This window comes from Rhabdaerophilum calidifontis (assembly GCF_008641065.1).
In the GTDB taxonomy this organism is placed as follows: Bacteria; Pseudomonadota; Alphaproteobacteria; order Rhizobiales; family Beijerinckiaceae; genus Rhabdaerophilum; species Rhabdaerophilum calidifontis.
In genome coordinates, this window is sequence record NZ_VTRS01000007.1 from 131594 (window position 1) to 150806 (window position 19213).

Sequence of the window (19213 nt, forward strand, 5' to 3'; positions counted from 1 at the left end):
GGCCGGGTCGCGGCCCCGGGGCATTAACGATTTTTCATGTTCCGGACAGGTTCGCGTGACTGGCGCCCCTCTACAAGAGGCTCAGGTCCCGCGGCGAGAGGTTCGGTCAACCCCCGTCGCCCCCCGCTCCGGATTTCCCCGCGGGACCACCACCCAGTGCCCGCGCCGCTTGACGATCCCGCCAGCCGGTGGCGAGGTGAGGACATCCGAATCGACCGGCCCAGCGCATGAAACTTCTCGTCGTCGAAGATGATCAGGAAGCCGGCCGCTACCTTGTTCGCGCGCTGGGAGAAGCCGGACATGTCGCGGATCTCGCGACCGATGGCGAGCAGGGCCTCGAAATGGCGCTCGCCGGCGCTTATGACGTGCTGATCATCGACCGGATGCTGCCGAAGCGCGACGGGTTGTCGCTGATCACGGCGCTCAGGGCCGAGAAGCGGACGGTTCCGGTGCTGATCCTCTCCGCGCTCGGCCAGGTCGATGACCGGGTGCTCGGGCTGCGCGCAGGCGGCGATGATTACCTGACCAAGCCCTATGCCTTCACCGAGGCGCTTGCGCGGATCGAGGCGCTGGCGCGCCGCCAGAACCCGCAGAGCGCGCAACTCACCTATCGCGTCGCCGATCTCGAACTCGACCGGCTTGCCCATCGCGTTACCCGCGGCGGCGAGGAGATCCCGCTCCAGCCGCGCGAATTCCGCCTGCTCGAATATCTCATGCGCCATGCCGGGCAGGTGGTGACGCGGACGATGCTGCTCGAGAATGTCTGGGATTACCATTTCGACCCCCAGACCAACGTGATCGACGTCCATATCTCGCGGCTGCGCGGCAAGATCGACCGCGGCCCCGGCCCGGCATTGCTGCATACGGTGCGCGGTGCGGGCTACATGATCCGCGACAATGGCCGCTGATCCGGCGCGCAGGCCCGGCGCCTTCGGCCAGATCATCCGCACCTCGGCCTTCAAGCTCTCGGCGGTCTATCTCGTCATCTTCCTGATCTTCGCGGTGTTCGTGCTGGGATACATCGCCTGGAATACCCGCCGTCTGCTCGATGCCCAGATCACGGAAACGATCGAGACCGAGATCGCCGCACTCGCGGAGCAATATCGCCAGGGCGGCATGCGGCGGCTCATCACCATTATCGAGCGGCGCGGCCGGCAGAGCGGTTCCTTCATCTACCTGCTTGTCGATGCGCGCGGCGATTCCATCACCGGCAACGCGATCCTGCGCGTCCCGGCGCTGCAGCAGAATCCCGGCTGGACGGAGGCGCGCTTCAACTGGCCGGACGAGCCCGAGGAGGTGCAGCGACTCGCGCGGCTCCGCGTCTTCGTGCTGCCGAGTGGCGTGCGGCTGTTCGTCGGGCGCGATCTTGAAGAGCGCGCGCGCCTCAACGAGGTGATCCGCCGGGCCCGCGGCTGGTCGCTGGTCATGGTGCTGCTGCTCGGCGGGTTCGGCGCCTGGTTCGTCACCAAGCGCGTGCTGGCGCGCGTCGACGCCATCGCCGCCTCGAGCGCCCGGATCATGGAAGGCTCGCTGTCCGAACGCTTGCCGGTCTCGAACACCGATGACGAATTCGACCGGCTCGCCCATCATCTCAACCAGATGCTCGACCGGATCGGCGAATTGATGGCTGGCCTGCGCGAACTCTCCGGCAATGTCGCGCATGATCTGCGCACGCCGCTGACCCGGCTGCGCAACGGCGCCGAGGAAAGCCTGCGCAAGGCGACGACGCTCGCGGAAAGCCGCGAGGCGCTCGAGCGCGCGATCGAGGAAAGCGACCAGCTGATCCGCATCTTCGACGCCTTGCTGATGATCGCCCGCGCCGAGGCCGGCAATCTCGCGCAGAGCCTCCAGCCGCTGGCGGTGGACGAAATGCTCTCCGGCATCGCCGAGCTTTACGAGCCGCTCGCCGAGGAAGCCGGCATGCCGCTCTCGGTTGCGATCGAGCCGGGTTTGATGCTGCGCGCCAATCGCGAGCTGATCGGCCAGGCGATCGCCAATCTGCTCGACAACGCGCTGAAATACGGAAAACCTGAGCCTGACGTACCGGACGGCACGGCCGGAATCGACCTTGCCGCCCGCCGCGCGGGCGAGACGATCGAGATCGCGGTGACGGATCGGGGCGCCGGCATTCCTGCGGGGGACCGCGAGCGCGTGACGGAGCGGTTCGTGCGGCTCGATCCGAGCCGCGCCCAGCCGGGCTTCGGCCTCGGGCTCAGCCTCGTCGCGGCCGTCGCGCGGCTTCATGGCGGCCAGCTCCGGTTGGAGGATAACGCGCCGGGCCTGCGGGCGGTGCTGGCATTGCCGGCGCTCGCCGATCCGGGTCTTGCTGATCCGGCCCTTGCCAGGGGCCCGCGCCTCGCCGATGATCGCGGCGATGCCTCCGCCTGATCCTGCCTCTCCCCTGCTCGCCACGCTTCGCCCCCGCGCCAAATCCGGCCGCGAGGGCATTCGCCGCCTCGACGACTGGCTCGCCGATTCCGAGGCCGCCACCCTCCGCCCGCTGCTCGACGGGCGGCCGGAGCCGCGTGCGCTTCTCGCCGCGATCGCGGAAGGATCGCCCTATCTCTGGCGCCTCGTTCGGCGCCGGCCGGAGGTGCTCGCCGCGATGCTCGCCGCGCCGCCGGCTGCCCAGCTCGCGGAGATCCTCGCCGAGACGCGCGCCGCCGGGCTGCTGGCCGTCCCGGCGGACGCGATGCGCGCGCTGCGCGAGGCCAAGGCGCGGGCGGCACTGCTGATCGCGCTTGCCGATCTTGGCGGCGTGTTCGACACCGTGGCCGTGACGGAGGCGCTGTCGGATTTCGCGGATGCTTCAGTGGCCGCCGCCCTGCGCTTCGGGCTCGGGGAGGCGCTGCGCGCGGGCCGGTTCACGCCACCCGATCCGTCGGCGCCGGAAACGGAACTGGGCCTGTTCGTGCTCGCGCTCGGCAAGCATGGCGCGCGGGAACTCAATTATTCCTCCGATATCGATCTCGCGATCTTCTACGACCCGACGCGGCCGGGCCTGACCTCCGCGACCGACCCCGCAGGGCTCGCGATCGGCCTCGTCAAGGGCATCGTCCGGCTTCTCAACGAACGCAACGCCGATGGCTATGTTCAGCGCGTCGATCTCCGCCTCCGCCCCGATCCGGGGATGACGCCGATCGCGATGCCGGTCAACGCCGCGCTTGGCTATTACGAGACCGTGGGCCAGAACTGGGAGCGCGCCGCGCTGATCAAGGCGCGGCCGGTGGCGGGCGATCTTGCCGCCGGGGCGCGGTTCATTGCCGATCTCGCGCCGTTCATCTGGCGCAAATATTTCGATTACGCCGCGATCGCCGATATTCACGCCATGAAGCGGCAGATCTATGCCGTGCGCGGCCACGAGGAGATCGTGGTGCCGGGGCACGATCTCAAGGTCGGGCGCGGCGGCATCCGCGAGATCGAGTTCTTCGTGCAGACCCAGCAGCTCGTCTATGGCGGCCGGCGGCCGGTCCTGCGCGGGGCGCGCACGCTCGACATGCTGGAGGAACTGGCGCGCGAGGGCTGGATCACCCCCGAAGCAGCGCGTGAACTCGCCGGCGCCTATCGCTTCCTGCGCGATCTCGAACATCGCGTGCAGATGGTCAATGACGAGCAGACGCAGAAATTGCCGAAATCCGACGAGGATCTCGCTGCGCTCGCGCGTCTCGCGGGGTTCACGCGCGCCGGGCTCGACAAGGCGTTGACCCGGGAGATGCGCATCGTCGAGCGCCATTACGCCCGGCTGTTCGAAGCCGTTCCGGGCCTCGCTTCGGCATCCGGCAGCCTGGTCTTCACCGGCGTCGAGGACGATCCGGAAACGTTGCGGACCCTGCGCCGGCTCGGCTTCCAGCGCCCGGAGGCCGCGGCGGAGACCGTACGCGGCTGGCATTTCGGCCGCCGACCGGCCATCACCACGCCCAGGGCGCGCGAGATCGTTACCGATCTGGTTCCGGGCCTGCTCGAGGCCTTCAGCAGTGCCTCGGACCCGGACGGCGCGCTCAACGCCTTCGACAACGCGCTGGTCAGGATGCCGGCGGCGGTCGAATTGCTGGCGATTCTCAAGAACAACGGCGATCTGCGCCGGCTCTTCGCCGAGATTCTCGGCACGGCACCGCGGCTTTCGGAGATCGTGGCGCAGAACCCGCATGTGCTCGACGTGCTGGTCGATCCGGAATTCGTGCGCGGCCTGCGCCCCGCCGATGCCCGCGCCCGCATCGCCCCGCGGCTCGAACGCGAGGGTCTGTTCGAGGATTTCCTCGACCGCGCCCGCGAGCTGGCGCGCGCCGAGCGGTTCCTGCTCGGCACGCGGGTGCTCTCGCGCGTCCTGCCCGTCGCGGAGGCGGGGCGGGCGCATACCGCCATCGCCGAGATCTTTCTCGATCTCGTTCTCGCCCGCACGCGCGCGGAATTCGCGCGGATCTATGGCGAGATCCCGGGCGCGGAGATGGTTCTGGTCGGCTACGGCAAGGCCGGCTCGCGCGAGATGACGGCGAATTCGGATCTCGACCTCGTGATCCTCTATGAGGCGCCGCCGGATTCGCTGTCGGATGGCGAGCGGGCGTTGATGCCGGCGGAATATTTCGCGCGGCTCACCCAGCGCCTGATCTCGGCGCTTTCGGCGCCGATGAAGACCGGCACGCTCTACGAGATCGATCTCCGCCTTCGTCCGTCAGGCCGCAAGGGTACGGTCGCAACCTCGCTTCCGGGCTTCCGCGATTACCAGACGCGTGAAGCCGAGACCTGGGAGCATATGGCGCTGAGCCGCGCCCGGGTTCTGGCCGGCGATGCCGGCCTTGCCGCGCGGGTCGCGCGTACGATCGCCGAATTGCTGGCCGCGCCGCGCGAGCCGAGCCGGCTCTTTGCCGACATCGCCGCCATGCGCGCGCTGATGGCGCGCGAGAAACCGGGCCGGGATCCGTTCGACGTCAAGGACTGGCCGGGCGGGCTCGTCGATTGCGAGTTCATCGCCCAGGGCCTGGTTCTCGCCCATGCGGCGACGCATCCCGATCTCGTGGGACTCGGGACGGCGGAGACCATCATCGCGGCGTCCGGAAAGGGGCTGATCGATGCCGGCGATGCCGAGACCCTGGTGGCCGGCTGGCGGCTCCAGAGCGCGGTGACGCAGGTGAACCGGCTCTGCATTTCCGGCCCTTTCGATGCCGAGACCGCAAGCCCGGTCTACAAGCGGCGGCTCGCAAGCCTGCTCGACCTTCCCGATTTCGCGTTCCTGCGCAACGAATTGCGCGAGGCGCAGAAGGCAAACCGCGCATTGTTCGAGCGCATCGTCGGGCGGCTCAAGGCGTGAGCGCTCTCACAGCAGGCTGAGCTGCACCGGATTCGGCGCCACAGGCAGCCGAACCAGCACCAGCGAGCCGATCTCGGGCGTCGATTTCAGCCGCATCGTGCCGCCATGCAGTTCGATCAGCGCCCGGGCGATCGGCATGCCGAGGGCGGACCCCTTGCAGCCATCCTCCAGCATGCTGTCGATATGGCCGAACGGGGCGATCAGCCGGTCGATCTCGCCGGGCGAGAGATGGCAGCCGCGATCGGCAATGAAGATGTTGACGTGATCTCCCGCCATGCGCGCCCGGACGGAGACGCGGCCGCCGGCGGGGGAGAGACGGATGCCGTTGCGCATCAGATGCGCGAGCGCCTGCGAGACCGCGCCTGCATCGACATGGATCAGCCGCTGGCCGGCCTGTTCCTCGGTGTCGGGCTCCAGCCGGAGCGTGACCCCCTTGGCCTCCGCCGCGTCGCGGACATGCTCGGCCGCCGCCGCGAGCAGCGCGCCGATCGGCGTCGGCGCCCGTTCGAGCCGGACGCGGCCGGCCTCGATCCGCGCCATGTCGAGAATGTCGGCGATCAGGCCGAGCAGGCTCGCGCCGCTCTCGCGGATGTCGCGGGCATATTCGACGTAGCGCGGCGAGCCGGCCGGGCCGAACATTTCCGTCTCGATGATTTCCGCGAAGCCGATGATATGGTTCAGCGGCGTGCGGATCTCGTGGTTCATGTTGGCGAGGAATTCGGCCTTCGCCCGGTTGGCGCTGATCGCCTCGGCCTTCTGCTCGAGATAGCGATCCGCCAGTTCGGCGAGCTGCCCGGCCTGGCGGCGGAAGGCCTCGCGGGAATTGCCGAGATCGGTGACGGTCATGCGCAGCTGGCGCTCGTTCTCGACGAATTGCTGCTCCTGCAGCTTGCGCGCCGTGATGTCGGTGCCGACGGAGACGTAGCCGCCGTCGCGGGTATGCCGCTCGCTGATCAGCAGCCAGGATCCGTCCTCGAACTGCGCCTCGTAGCAGCGGGCGCCGGTCGTGGGTTCGGTGCCGCGATCGATCTCGATCAGCATTTGCGGGGCGCGGGCCGCGGCCATCACCGCCTTGTAGGGGGCGCCACGGCGCACGCATTCCGACGAAAGCCCGTGGAAACTCTGGTATTTCGAATTGCACAGGACGAGCCGGTTGTTGTCGTCCCACAGCACGAAGGCTTCCGAGATCGATTCGATCGCGTCGCGCAGCCGGGCATCGGCGCGGTGGATCTCGGCCTCGGCCTCGCGCTCGCGGGTCACGTCCATGACGATGCCGAGGAGCCTGCCGGGACGGGCGGCGGCATCCTCGACGAAGATCGCGCGCATCCGCAGCCAGATCCAGCTGCCGCTTTCGTGGCGCATGCGGAACAGGCAATCGAGTTCGCCGGTCTCGGCCCCCCGGCCGAGCCGCGAGAACAGGTCGCGATCCTCCGGATGCAGCCGCGCCTCGATCATCGCCCGATCCGTCGCGCCGACGCCGCCGATGCCCAGCAGGCTGCGCATCGATGTCGACCAGAGCACCTGATCGCCGGCGATCGGCCAGTCCCACAGGCCGCAGCGGCCATATTCCAGCGCGACTTCGAATTGCGAGCGCAGGGCCAGTGCCCGGTTGCCGGCATGGGCGGCGCGCTGGCGCTGGGCGTGGAAGGCCAGCGTGAAGGCGATCGTGACCGCTCCGAAGGCGAGAAGGATGGCCGAAAGCGTCGCCACCCGCCGCCGCCACGGCGCCAGTTCGTCCTCGACCGGCTGGATGGCCAGGATCGCGCCGCCGATCGCCGCATCCTCCACAAGCACGACACTGGCGAGCGCGCCATCCGCGAGTCGGAACTGCTCGACCGTGCCGCGCCTGTCGAGTCGCGCAATGGCGAGGGGGTCGGCGAAGAGCCGCCCGGCGCTCAGACCCGGAATCGCCGCCGGATCGCTCGCGGCGCGGATATGTCCCGTGCGGTCGACGAGCAGGAAGCGTCGCCCCGGCTCCATGAGCGCGTGGAGATTGGCCGGCAGTTCCGACGGCAGCGTCGTCCCCTCGCGCAGCGTCCGCGCCGCGATCTCTCCGGCCAGCATCCGCGCCGCGATCGCCAGCGCCCGCTCGCTCTGTTCGAGCTGTTCATGGCGCGAGGTCGTGAATTGCGCGATGACGCTCAGCGCCGAGATCGCGAGAAAGACAAGAACGAGAACGATGACGGATTTGTCGAGCAGTGCCTCGCGGCGCCGATGGGGCAGAGGCGGAAGCCCGTGCGCGATGGTTGTCTCATGACGCAACAAGCCACCACTGGCCGCGAATGCTCGCACCATGACCGCCCCCTCGATTTCCCCCAGCGGACCCGGAGAATGTGCCGCATCGCTCCGAATCACCTCTAGTTGAATCGAGGTGAATCGACGTGACAAGCGAAAATTTACGCTCGATTCACCTTTTGATGGCGGGGCAGTGCTTGGAATGGGCTGCGTGAATCCTTGGGGCGATCCGGATTCTGTTTGGCCCCTCTATGTTCTCATAGTGTTCTGACCTCGGCATGGGGTCGGCCGCGCGGCGCCGCGTCGGGTTCTGCACGCGCCGCGAGTCCGACCGGATCGGCAAACGCTAGGAGAGTGTCCGTTCGAGAATGTCGCCGAGATCGCGCGAACGGGCCGTGCCTTCGGCGAGGCTGCGCAGCGCCGCTTCCGCCTGCGCCCGCCGTCCGGGTTCGAGGCTGCGCCAGGTGCGGAACGCGGTGGCGAGCCGTGCCGCGACCTGCGGGTTGCGCTGATCGAGTGCCGCGATGATCTCGGCGACGAGCCGGTAACCGGCGCCGTCCGGCGCATGGAAGCCGCGCGGATTGGCATTCGCGAACGTGCCGACCAGCGCCCGCACCCGGTTGGGATTGGCGATGGTGAAATGCGGATGCCGCGTCAGCGCGCGGATCCGCGCCACCGCATCCGCGCCGCCGATGCGCGCCTGAAGCCCGAACCACATGTCGAGGATCAGCGGTTCCTCGGCGAAGCGCGTCGCGAAATCCTCGAGCGCCGGGTCGCGCAGGTCCGGCTCGGCGATCAGCAGCGCTGCGAGCGCCGCCATCCGGTCGGTCATGTTGTCGGCCTGCGCGTATTGGCGACGAGCCGCTTCGCCCCCCGTGGCCGGATCGGCGGCGACGAGATAGCGCAGGAGCTGCGCCTTCAGCGCCCGGCGCCCGGCGCTGGCGCCGTCCGGGCTGAACCCGCGCTCGGCATCGAGGCGGGCATAGGTCTCGCGGGCGATGCCGGCGATGGCGCGGCCGACCGCCTGCCGCAGGCCGTCGACCGCGCGGCCGATCGCGTCCGGATCGACATCGGCGCCGATCTCGCGGGCCATGTCGCTTTCGCTTGGCAGGCCGGTCGCGAGCGCCGCAAAGGCCGGATCAGCGGCGCTGGTCGCGACGAGATGGCCGATCGCCTCGGCTAGGCGGGCATCGGTGAGCGGTTCGCCGCCCTGCCGGATTGCGGCGGTGGAGCGTCGGAGCAGGTCGGTTGCAGCGTCCTGGAGCGCCTGCCAGCGGTTGAACGGGTCGGTATCGTGGCGCGCGAGCGTCAGGAGATCGCCGTCCCGCCGCGCGATGTCGAGCTTCACCGGCGCCGAAAAGCCGCGCAGCAGCGACGGGATCGGCCGTTCGGCCATCCCGGTCCAGACCCGGCTCGCCGCGGCCCCATCGAGGATCAGCGTCTCTTCCGCCGCGCATTCGCCGCCCGAGGGTGCAATCAACCCGAGGCGGATCGGGATCACCTGCGGCCCCTTTTCCAGCTGGCCGGGGGTTGGCGGGGTTTCCTGGCGGAAATCGAGCCGATAGGTGCCGCTTTCCGCATCATATGCCTCGGTCACGCGCACCACAGGCGTTCCGGCCTGGTCATACCAGCGCATGAAGGGGGCAAGGTCGCGGCCGGAGACATCGGCGAAGCACTGGATGAACTGCTCGACGATCGCCGCTTCGCCGTCATGCCGCGCGAAGTAGAGATCCATGCCCTTCCGGAACGCTTCCGGTCCGACCAGGATGCGCAGCATCTGGATCAGCTCGGAGCCCTTGTTGTAGACGGTCGCCGTGTAGAAGTTGTTGATTTCCTTGTAGGTCTGCGGGCGGACCGGATGCGCCAGCGGCCCGGCATCCTCGACGAATTGCGAGGCGCGCAGCGTCTGGACATTGGCGATGCGTTCCACCGCGCGGCTGCGCTGATCGGAGGAGAATTCCTGGTCGCGGAAGACGGTGAGCCCCTCCTTCAGGCAGAGCTGGAACCAGTCGCGGCAGGTGATGCGGTTTCCCGTCCAGTTGTGGAAGTATTCATGCGCGACGATTGCTTCGATGTTATGGTAGTCTTGATCGGTCGCGGTCTCTGGCGAGGCGAGGATGTAGCGGTCGTTGAAGATGTTGAGGCCCTTGTTCTCCATCGCCCCCATGTTGAAATCGGAAACGGCGACAATGTTGAACAGGTCGAGATCGTATTCGCGGCCGAAGACCGTTTCGTCCCAGGCCATTGCGCGCTTCAGGGCATCCATGGCATAGGCGGCGCGGCCGGCCTTGCCGCGCTCGACATAGACATTGAGCGTCACCCGCCGGCCCGAGGGGGTGACGTGGTGATCGGTCACGGCGTCGAGATCGCCGGCGACCAGGGCGAACAGGTAGCAGGGCTTCTTGTGCGGATCGTCCCAGACCGCGAAATGGCGGCCGCCGGGCAGTTCGCCGGCCTCGACCGGGTTGCCGTTGGAGAGCAGCAGCGGCGCTTCCGCCTTGTCCGCCTCGATCCGCACGCGCCAGGTCGCCATCACGTCCGGCCGGTCGAGGAAATAGGTGATGCGGCGGAAGCCGTCCGCCTCGCATTGCGTGCAATAGACGCCGTTCGAGCGGTAGAGCCCCATCAGCTTGGTGTTGGCGGCCGGGTTCACATGCGTTTCGAGCCGCAAGGTGAAGGGGCCGTCCGGCACGGCGGGGATCACCAGGCGGTCCGGCGTCGCCACATAGGCCGCGGGCGTGAGCAGGCTGCCGTCGATCGCCGCCGAGACCAGCATGAGTTCGTCGCCGTCGAGTTCCAGCGGCACGCCGGCGCGTCCGGCCGGGTTGCGGCGCATGGTCAGCGTCGCCGCGACCGTGGTCGCCGCCGGGGCCAGCCGCAGGTCGAGCGCGACATGCTCGATCAGGAAATCCGGCGCGCGGTAATCGGCGAGGCGGATGACGGGCGGGTTCTCGGAGCGCATGGGGAATCCTGTCGGAGGAAGGGAGGTCTCACCTTGTCCGGTCGCGCGGCGGGAGGCAACCCGTCCGCGCGTCGCGGTCAGGTGAGGCCGTTGCGGGCGCAATGCCGGCGCAAGAGCAGCATCAGCGCCAGCGACACGAGCGCCGTGGCGAACATCAGGCTCACGACCATCGGCGCGCCGAGCCGGTCGAGCAGGAAGCCGCCGAGAATCGGCGCCACCGCGCCGGCGGCGTTCTGCGCCACGGTGACGCGGTTGAGCCGCTCGCCATAGCCGCGCGTGCCGAACATCGCCAGCACGAGCGCCCCGCGCGCGATGGTCAGAAGCCCATTCGAGATGCCGTAGAGCGCCGCGAACAAGCCGCCGAGCCCCACGCCACCACCCGAAACCTGGAGCACCATGAAAGCAACCGGCAGGCAGATCGCCGAGATCAGCCCCGTCCACATCGCGGAATAGCGGCCCCCGAACAGCAATTCACCGACCCGGCCGGCGACCTGGAACGCCCCGACAAGGCTGCCGATGGCGATCGCCGCCGCCGGCACGAAGCCGATTCCCTTCAGCACTTCGAACACGAGCAGCGACCAGGCATTGAAGATCAGCCCGTTGAGCGCGAGCATCGCCGCAAGCAACAGGAAGGCGAGGAGATGCGCCTCCGGCGGCAGGCCGGGCGGCAGGGCAGGGGGCGCGGTGCCCGCGTCGGACCGCGCCTCGCCGGTTGCCGGGAGGCGGAGATGAATTCCAAGGCAGATCACGAGATGCATCACCGCGAAGACGAAGGCGATCGAGCGCCAATCGAGGAAGGACTGGAGCCAGGCCGTGAAGGGCCAGAAGATCGTCGAGGCAAGCCCGCCCATGAAGGTGAGGAACGAGATCGCCCGCCGCGCCTGCGCGCCGGCGATCTGCGTCAGCGCCGTGAAAGCGGCCGAATAGAGGATCATCGGCCCGCCGATCGCGATCACGCTCCAGGCGAGGTAGTAGAAGGCGGCGTCCGGCGCGAAGCCGAGCAGGCCGAGCCCGAGCCCGGTGATGATCGAGCCCGTGCTCATCACCACGCGCGAGCCCGCGCGGTCCTGCCAGCGGCCGATGCGCGGCCCGAACAGCGCTGCCGCCACCAGCGGCAGCGAGGCGCCGGCCAGCGTCGCGGCGCTCGAAAGCCCGAGCGCGCGGCCGATCTCCGGCGCCAGCAGCGAAAGCAGGTAATAGGTCGAGCCCCAGCCGATGATCTGGGTGATGCCGAGGCCGAAGATCGCGAGGCGAACCCGCGGACCGAGCGCCGAGGTCTGCGCGAGGTGCATGAACTGTCCTGAAAGCCGAGAGAAAGGTTCGAAACGAGAATGCCGCCGGAACCCGGCGGCATTCAAGTTCTTTATTCGGTTTTTATCGAACTATCGAATTTCAGGCCAGGAGGCCGGGATCACGGCTTGACCTTGGCCTTGAGCAGCGGCACCCAGCGGTCGTTCTCGCTCTTGATCAGCGCGGCGAGCGCCTCGGGCGAGGCGCCCTTGGCATCCGGCACCACGCCGCCGAGATCCTCGAGCTTCTTCTTCGTCGCCGGGTCGGTCACGGCGGCGATGAGCGCATCGGAAAGCTTCTTCATCACATCCGCCGGCACGCCCTTCGGCGCCACGAGCGCATTCCAGGCCGAGACCTGGTAGGCGGGCAGGCCGGCTTCCTTGGTGGTCGGCACATCGGCCAGCGCCGGCGAGCGCTCCGGAGTCGCGATGGCGAGGCCGCGGATCGTTCCGCCCTTCACCTGCGACGAAACCGAGACGATCTGGTCGCAGATGTAATCAACCTTGCCGCCGATGAGATCCGTCACCGCCGGGCCGGTGCCGCGATAGGGGATGGAGTTCGGGTCGATCTTCAGCATCTCGTGCAGCAGGATGCAGGTGATGTGGGAGACGGAACCCGAGCCAGCATGGGCCTGGTTGATCGTCTTCTCGTTCTTCTTGGCGTAATCCATGAACTCCTTGAAGTCCTTCACCGGAAGGTCCTTGCGGGTCACGATTACGATCGGCGTGCCGGCGGCAAGGCCGATCGGCTGGAAATCCTTCTGCGGATCATAGGTGAGGTTGGGATAGAGGCCGGGCGAGGCGCCCAGCGTGCCCATATGCCCCATGCCGATCGTGTAGCCGTCCGGCGCGGCCTTGGCCACGCGCGCCTGGCCGGTGGTGCCGCCGGCGCCCGCGACATTCTCGACGATCAGCGGCTGGCCGAGGGTCTTGGACATGTGCTCGCCGACGATGCGGGCGATCACGTCCGTGGGGCCACCGGCGGCGAAGGGCACCACCACGGTAATCGGTTTCGTCGGGTAGCCCTGCGCCATGGCTCCCAGCGTGCCGAGGGCCAGGATCGCGGTGGCGCCGAGCAGATGATGGATCTTCATTCTTGTTCTCCCTGTTGGTCTGGAAAGGCTGCCGGCGGGCCGGGAGCCGGCCGGCAAGGGCGCGGATCGGCGCACCTATTCGACGAAGACTTCGTCGCGCTTCTTGCGCAGGGACGGCGTCACGGCAAGCACCAGCAGGATCCCCGAGACGATGATCAGCACCGTGGAGATCGGGTGCTGGGAGAAGCTGACGAAGGTCGTCGGATCCCCGCGCGACAGCAGCATCGCCTGCCGGAGCTTTTCCTCCATCAGCTTGCCGAGAACGAAAGCCACGAGCATCGGGGCCGGCTCGAAGCTGAGCTTGATCAGCACATAGCCGCAAAGCCCGAAAAAGGCCGTGAGCATCACGTCGAAAGGCTGGTTGTTGATCGAGTAGACGCCGATCGCGCAGAAGATCAGGATCGCGGGGAACAGCATCCGGTAGGGTACGCGCAGCAGCCGCACCCAGAGCCCGACCAGCGGCAGATTGATGATGACGAGCATCAGGTTGCCGATCCACATCGACGCGATCATGCCCCAGAACAGATCCGGCTGCTTCTGCATGATCTGCGGCCCCGGCACGATGCCGTGGATCGTCATCGCGCCGACCATGATCGCCATCACCGCGTTCGGCGGAATGCCGAGCGTGAGCAGCGGGATGAACGAGGTCTGTGCAGCGGCGTTGTTGGCCGATTCCGGCCCTGCGACGCCGCAGATGGCGCCCTTGCCGAATTCCTTGGGGGTCTTGGAGAGCTTCTTCTCAAGCGTATAGGAGCCGAAGGCCGCGAGCACCGCGCCGCCGCCCGGCAGGATGCCGAGGATGGAGCCGAGCAGGGTGCCGCGCACCACCGCCGGCGCGGCCTCCTTGAGATCCGCCCGCGTCGGCATCAGGTTCGTGACCTTCTGCTCGACGATGTCGCGGCTCTGTTCCTGTTCGAGATTGCGCAGGATTTCCGCGAAGCCGAACACGCCCATGGCGAGGGTCACGAATTCGATGCCGTCGGCCAGCGGCAGCAGCCCGAAGGTCATGCGCTGCTCGCCGGTTTCGAGATCGGTGCCGACGGTCGAGAGCAGCAGGCCGAGGAAGATCATCGCCAGCGCCTTCAGCACCGAGCCGCTCGCCAGCACCACCGCACAGACGAGGCCCAGCACCATGAGCGAGAAATAATCCGCGGGCCCGAACGCCTGCGCGATCTCGGTCAGCGGCTTGCCGAGTGCCGCGATCAGGATCGTGCCGAACGTGCCGGCGATGAACGAGCCGATCGCGGCGATGGCAAGCGCCGCGCCGGCGCGACCCTTCTTCGCCATCTGGTGCCCGTCGAGTGCGGTGACGACCGAAGAGGATTCTCCCGGCAGGTTGACGAGGATCGCGGTCGTCGAGCCGCCATATTGCGCGCCGTAATAGATGCCCGCGAGCATGATCAGCGCGCCGGTCGGGTCGAGCTTGTAGGTGATCGGCAGCAGCATCGCGATGGTCGCGACAGGGCCGATGCCCGGCAGCACGCCGATGAGCGTGCCCACCAGCGCCCCGAGCAGACAGAGCAGGATATTCTGGATTGTCGCCGCGACCGAGAAGCCATAGGCGAGATTCGAGAGCAGTTCCATCGGACGCGGGACCCTAGAATTGCGGCCACAGGGGGATCGGCTGGCCAAGCGCGATCGGGAACAGGAAGCCGCAGAACGCGGTGAGCGCGATGGCGAAGACGAGCGCCTCCTTCCAGCGTATGTCGCGCGCGGCGGTTCCGGCCAGCAGCACCATCGGGATGCCTGAAACCGCAAGCCCGAAGGTGCGGATCATCAGCGCGAACAGCACGACCGAGCCGAGGATCGCAATGATGCCGCGGAACGAGAAACGCTCGATATGCGGCCCTTCCTTCATCCAGCCCGTGATCATGACCATCGCGCCCAGCCCGACGAGCCCGTAGGCGAAGAGGCGCGGTGCGGTGCCGGAGGCGAAGCCGACCCGCCCCGAGGCCGGGAGATGGTTGACGAGATAGAGCGCGAGCAGCGCGATCAGGATGAGCGCGAGCCCGCCGACGATATCCTGCGGCGAGCGCGCAGCCTGGCTTCGATGGTCTGACACTGAACCCCCTCCCGGAGCAAGCGCGGTAGCCGCGTCTTGAATTTGATCGAATGACCGATGGAATGTCGTATCGGGCTTTTTGCTGTGCCTGTAAAGAGCAAAAACGGCTATGTTATTCAATATCCTGTCAAAACTGACGCGATCAATAGTTATACAGCCACTCAAAACGGCATGTATTGAATCGCGTCTGGATATATGGCTTTCTGTTGTTTTATCTCGGGTCGCGAGGTAATTCTGACGCAATCAACTGCGGAAGTCGGATTGATCGATTAGACTTTCGGGGCGCCGATTCGGGCCCTCGAAGCCGTTTTCTGGACTTGTGCGCCGCAGCATCGGGCGCAATGCTCTTGCTGCCATGTCGGCGCCGCCGATGCCGGCGCCTGCCCTCCGGCCCGGATCTGCGGCCCGATCCTGTGCCAGGCTGGCGCATTGCCTTGCCGGCGTATCTGCTTTACGCGGAAAGCCCGTTCCTTTTCCGGCGCCCCATGCTCGGCATTCCCCTTCAGGATCTTCTCGTCCTTGTTGCTGCGCTCCTGGGCGCGGGGCTCGTCACCGGGCTACTCGCCGGCATGTTCGGCGTCGGCGGCGGCGCGGTCATCGTTCCGGTGCTCTACCAGATCTTCGGCCTGCTCGACGTGCCGGAGGCGATCCGCATGCATCTCTGCGTCGGCACCTCGCTGGCGATCATCATTCCGACCTCGATCCAGTCCTTCCGCGCCCATCGCGCCAGGGGCAAGGTGCTGGAGGCGGTGCTGCGGCTCTGGGCGGTTCCCGTGGTGCTCTCGGTGATCGCCGGCGGCGCGATCGCGGCCTTCGCGCCGGCGCTGCTGCTCAAGCTGGTTTTCGTCGCCGTGGCCGGCTCCAACGCGGTCAAGCTGCTTTCGGGGCGCGACGATTGGCGCATCGCGCCGGATCTGCCGGGGCGGCTCGGCATGCGCCTTTACGGCGTGCTGATCGGGCTTGCCTCGTCGCTGATGGGAATTGGCGGCGGCGCGATCTCGAACATGCTCCTCACGCTCCATGGCAGGTCGATCCACAATGCGGTTGCGACCTCATCCGGGCTCGGCGTGCTGATCTCGATTCCGGGCGCGATCGCCTACATGCTCGCCGGCTGGTCGCAGATGGCGAGCCTGCCGCCGCTTTCGGTCGGCTATGTCTCGCTGCTCGGCTTCGCGCTGGTGGCCCCAACCTCGACGCTGGTCGCCCCGCTTGGCGCCCGGCTGGCCCATGCCATGCCGAAGCGGCGGCTGGAGATTGCGTTCGGCGTTTTCCTGCTGCTCGTTTCGGCACGCTTCGTCTGGAGCCTCATTGCCTGATTGCCGGGCGCGCGGGGCCGGCTATGCTGGCGCCGAGGACCAGCCATGGACCGTCACACGCCGCCAGACGCGCCTGCCCCGCTGCCCGCTTCCGGTCCGGACGGGGAGGAGATCGCGCGTCTGTTCCGCCGCATCGAGGCGGGGCGCGAGGCGCTTGTCGCCCTGACGCGCGACCTGATCCGTTTCCCGACCGTCAATCCGCCGGGTGATGCCTACGAAGCCTGTGCGCGCTTCCTCGGCGCGCGACTCGCGGGCACGGGCGCGACGGTGCGCTATGTCCGGGGGCATGGCGAGCCCGATGACAGCGATCTCCATCCGCGCGTGAACGTCATCGGCCGCTGGGAGAGCGGCCGGCCCGGCCCGGTGATCCATTTCAACGGCCATATCGACGTCGTCGAGGCGGGGCTGGGCTGGACGCTGCCGCCCTTCGCGGGCGAGGTGCGGGATGGCCGCGTCTATGGCCGCGGCGCCTGCGACATGAAGGGCGGAATCGCCGCGGCGCTGATCGCGGTCGAGGCGCTGCTCGCGGAGGGGCTGCTGAGCCAGGGCGCGCTCGAATTCTCCGGCACGGTCGACGAGGAGAGCGGCGGTTTCGGCGGCGTCGGCCATCTCGCGCGCAACGGCTGGTTCGATCGCGGCCGCGTCGACCACGTCATCATCCCCGAGCCGCTGAACCCGGATCGGGTCTGCCTCGGCCATCGCGGCGTCTACTGGGCCGAGGTCGAGATCCGCGGCCGTATCGGCCATGGGGCGATGCCGTTTCTCGGTGTGTCGGCGATCGCGGGCATGGGCGATTTCCTGGCCCTGATCGAGCGCGAGCTGCTGCCGGCGCTGCGTGCCCGGCGTACCCGCATGCCCTGCGTGCCGGACGGCGCGCGCGCCGCGACGCTCAACCTCAACTCGATCCATGGCGGACAACCGGATCCGCATGGCGGCCGCCCGGCCCCGGTCGTGGCGGATCGCTGCCGGCTCGTGCTCGATCGTCGCTACCTGATCGAGGAGGATCCGGATGCGGTGACCGGCGAGATCGTGGCGCTGCTGGAGCGCGTGAAGGCGGGGCGCGCGGGGATCGATTATTCCCTGCGCGAGATCATGCGGTTCGAGCCGACGATGACCGAGCCGGAGGCGCCGCTCGTCCGTGCCCTAGACCATTGGATCGAGGCGCTGTTCGGCCGGCCGGCCGCGCATGTCGCCTCGCCGGGCACCTACGACCAGAAGCATGTCGCGCGGTTCGGCCAGGTGCGCGATTGCGTCGCCTACGGCCCCGGCATCCTTGATCTCGCGCATCAGCCCGACGAATGGGTCGGCATCGATGACATGGTGACAAGCGCGAAAGTCATGGCCGCCACAACGCTGACCTTGTTGCGGCGGGCGACGCCAGCGGCTTAATTGGCGCAAAGGCAGACAATGCCGGGGGAGAGAACGATGCGCGATCCTGTCCGCCACACCGTGTTCCAGTGGGGCCTGTTCCGCGGCGCGTTTCTGGCCATTCTCGGGGTTGCGGCCGGGATTTCCGCATCTTCGCCAGCCGCTGCGCAGGCCCGGGACCGGCTCACCCTATGCCAGACGCTCGAGCCGCCGATCCTCGACCCTACCGCCGGCGCCGCCGCGGCGATCCGCGAGGTGACCTACGACAACATCTTCGAGGGGCTCGTGGCCTTCGACCGCGACGGGCGGATCGTGCCGCGGCTCGCCGAACGCCACGAGGTCAGCGCCGACGGCCTGACCTGGCGCTTCTTCCTGCGCCGCGACGCGCGCTTTCACGACGGCGCGCCCTTCACCGCCGCCGACGTGAAATTCTCCTTCGAGCGCGCGCTCGCGCCGGATTCGAAGAACACGCAGAAATGGATCTTCGAGCCGATCGCCGCCATCGCCACGCCGGCGCCGGACCGGGTGGAAATCACGCTCAAGCGCTATACCGCCGATTTCCTCGAAGGGCTTGCCTGGGGCGACGCGGTGATCCTCTCCGAGGCATCCGCTGCCCGCGCCGCGACGGAGCCGGTCGGCACCGGCCCCTACCGGTTCGGCCGCTGGATGCGTGGCGACCGGCTGGTCCTGGAGCGCAACCCCGCCTGGTGGGGCGGCACACCGCCGATCCGCGAGGCGATCCTGCGGTTCATCTCCGATCCGCAGGCCCAGGTCGCGGCGCTGCTGGCCGGCGATTGCGACGCGCATACCAATATCGGCGCGCAGGAGGCGGTGGCGCAGCTCCGCGCCGACCCCCGCCTCGTGGTGGCGATCGGCCGCACCGAGGGCGAGACCATCGTGGCGATGAACAATGCCCGGCCGCCGCTCGACGATCTCCGCGTTCGCCGGGCGATCGCGATGGCGATCGACCGCAACCTCGTCAACGAAGGCGCGATTTCCGGCTTCGGCACGCCGATCGGCTCGCATTTCTCGCCGAACCATCCGGCCTATCTCGATCTGACGAAGGAAACGCCGTTCGATCCGCGCGCCGCGAAGGCGTTGCTCGCCGAGGCGGGACATCCGAACGGCTTCACGCTCGCGCTGCGCCTGCCGCCGCCGGCCTATGCCCGGCGCGGCGGCGAGATCGTGGCGGCGATGCTGAAGGAGATCGGCATCACCGCGCGGATCGAGCCGATGGAATGGCCGCAATGGCTGGAGCGCGTGTTCCGCAACAAGGATTACGACCTCACCATCGTCGCGCATGTCGAACCGATGGATCTCAACATCTATGCCCGCGAGGATTATTATTTCGGCTATTCCTCGCCGGCGGTGAAGACGGCGCTGGCGGCCGCGAAATCGGCCCGGAGCGAGGCCGAGCGCAAGGCCGCCTTCGAGGCCGCCCAGCGCCAGATCGCGAAGGATCAGGTCAACGTCTTCCTGTTCATGCTGCCGAAGATCACGGTTGCGCGGAAGGGGCTCGAGGGGCTCTGGCCGCATTCGCCGATCCCGGCGGCGCCGATCCGCGACCTGCGTTGGAATTGAG

12 protein-coding genes are annotated in these 19213 nt (G+C 68.1%); 6 read left to right on the forward strand and 6 right to left on the reverse strand.

Annotated elements, in window-relative coordinates; all coding sequences use genetic code 11:
- Positions 1-227 precede the first annotated feature (227 nt).
- From FWJ24_RS12175 to FWJ24_RS12185, 3 genes are read left to right on the forward strand one after another with little or no spacing between them, the layout of a single operon-like run.
- On the forward strand, positions 228-908 hold the full coding sequence (locus FWJ24_RS12175) for a response regulator transcription factor (protein ID WP_150288112.1): 681 nt from the start codon (positions 228-230) through the stop codon (positions 906-908).
- Positions 898-2388 carry a HAMP domain-containing sensor histidine kinase gene (locus FWJ24_RS12180; protein ID WP_150288113.1) on the forward strand — a complete coding sequence of 497 codons (1491 nt, stop codon included), beginning with the start codon at positions 898-900 and terminating at the stop codon, positions 2386-2388. The genes FWJ24_RS12175 and FWJ24_RS12180 overlap by 11 nt, the downstream gene beginning before the upstream one ends.
- Positions 2375-5305, forward strand: a complete 2931-nt coding sequence (locus tag FWJ24_RS12185; RefSeq protein ID WP_166443692.1) for a bifunctional [glutamine synthetase] adenylyltransferase/[glutamine synthetase]-adenylyl-L-tyrosine phosphorylase — start codon at positions 2375-2377, stop codon at positions 5303-5305. Before FWJ24_RS12180 ends, FWJ24_RS12185 begins: the two co-directional genes overlap by 14 nt.
- 6 nt (positions 5306-5311) lie before the next feature.
- Here the strand turns inward: FWJ24_RS12185 and FWJ24_RS12190 are convergent, their stop codons facing one another.
- The 6 genes from FWJ24_RS12190 to FWJ24_RS12215 form a co-directional block, all read right to left on the reverse strand.
- Complete coding sequence (locus tag FWJ24_RS12190) at positions 5312-7567, reverse strand: sensor histidine kinase (RefSeq protein ID WP_150288115.1); 2256 nt, start codon at positions 7565-7567, stop codon at positions 5312-5314.
- 319 nt (positions 7568-7886) lie between these two features.
- Complete coding sequence (gene pepN / locus FWJ24_RS12195) at positions 7887-10502, reverse strand: aminopeptidase N (protein WP_150288116.1); 2616 nt, start codon at positions 10500-10502, stop codon at positions 7887-7889.
- A gap of 77 nt (positions 10503-10579) precedes the next feature.
- On the reverse strand, positions 10580-11794 hold the full coding sequence (locus tag FWJ24_RS12200) for an MFS transporter (protein WP_150288117.1): 1215 nt from the start codon (positions 11792-11794) through the stop codon (positions 10580-10582).
- A 119-nt stretch (positions 11795-11913) separates the two neighbouring features.
- Complete coding sequence (locus tag FWJ24_RS12205; RefSeq protein WP_150288118.1) at positions 11914-12885, reverse strand: Bug family tripartite tricarboxylate transporter substrate binding protein; 972 nt, start codon at positions 12883-12885, stop codon at positions 11914-11916.
- Between the two features lie 75 nt (positions 12886-12960).
- A complete protein-coding gene (locus FWJ24_RS12210; RefSeq protein ID WP_150288119.1) occupies positions 12961-14469 on the reverse strand; it encodes a tripartite tricarboxylate transporter permease in 1509 nt (502 codons plus the stop codon).
- Between the two features lie 13 nt (positions 14470-14482).
- On the reverse strand, positions 14483-14947 hold the full coding sequence (locus FWJ24_RS12215) for a tripartite tricarboxylate transporter TctB family protein (RefSeq protein WP_166443693.1): 465 nt from the start codon (positions 14945-14947) through the stop codon (positions 14483-14485).
- A gap of 485 nt (positions 14948-15432) precedes the next feature.
- Here FWJ24_RS12215 and FWJ24_RS12220 point away from each other — a divergent pair, with 485 nt between their 5' ends.
- The 3 genes from FWJ24_RS12220 to FWJ24_RS12230 are packed head-to-tail and all read left to right on the forward strand — an operon-like array spanning position 15433 to position 19212.
- On the forward strand, positions 15433-16263 hold the full coding sequence (locus tag FWJ24_RS12220; RefSeq protein ID WP_150288121.1) for a sulfite exporter TauE/SafE family protein: 831 nt from the start codon (positions 15433-15435) through the stop codon (positions 16261-16263).
- 45 nt (positions 16264-16308) lie between these two features.
- On the forward strand, positions 16309-17652 hold the full coding sequence (locus FWJ24_RS12225) for an acetylornithine deacetylase/succinyl-diaminopimelate desuccinylase family protein (protein ID WP_150288122.1): 1344 nt from the start codon (positions 16309-16311) through the stop codon (positions 17650-17652).
- Between the two features lie 36 nt (positions 17653-17688).
- Positions 17689-19212 (forward strand): ABC transporter substrate-binding protein, encoded by a 1524-nt coding sequence (locus tag FWJ24_RS12230; protein WP_150288123.1) that lies wholly within the window; start codon positions 17689-17691, stop codon positions 19210-19212.
- Position 19213 lies beyond the last annotated feature (1 nt).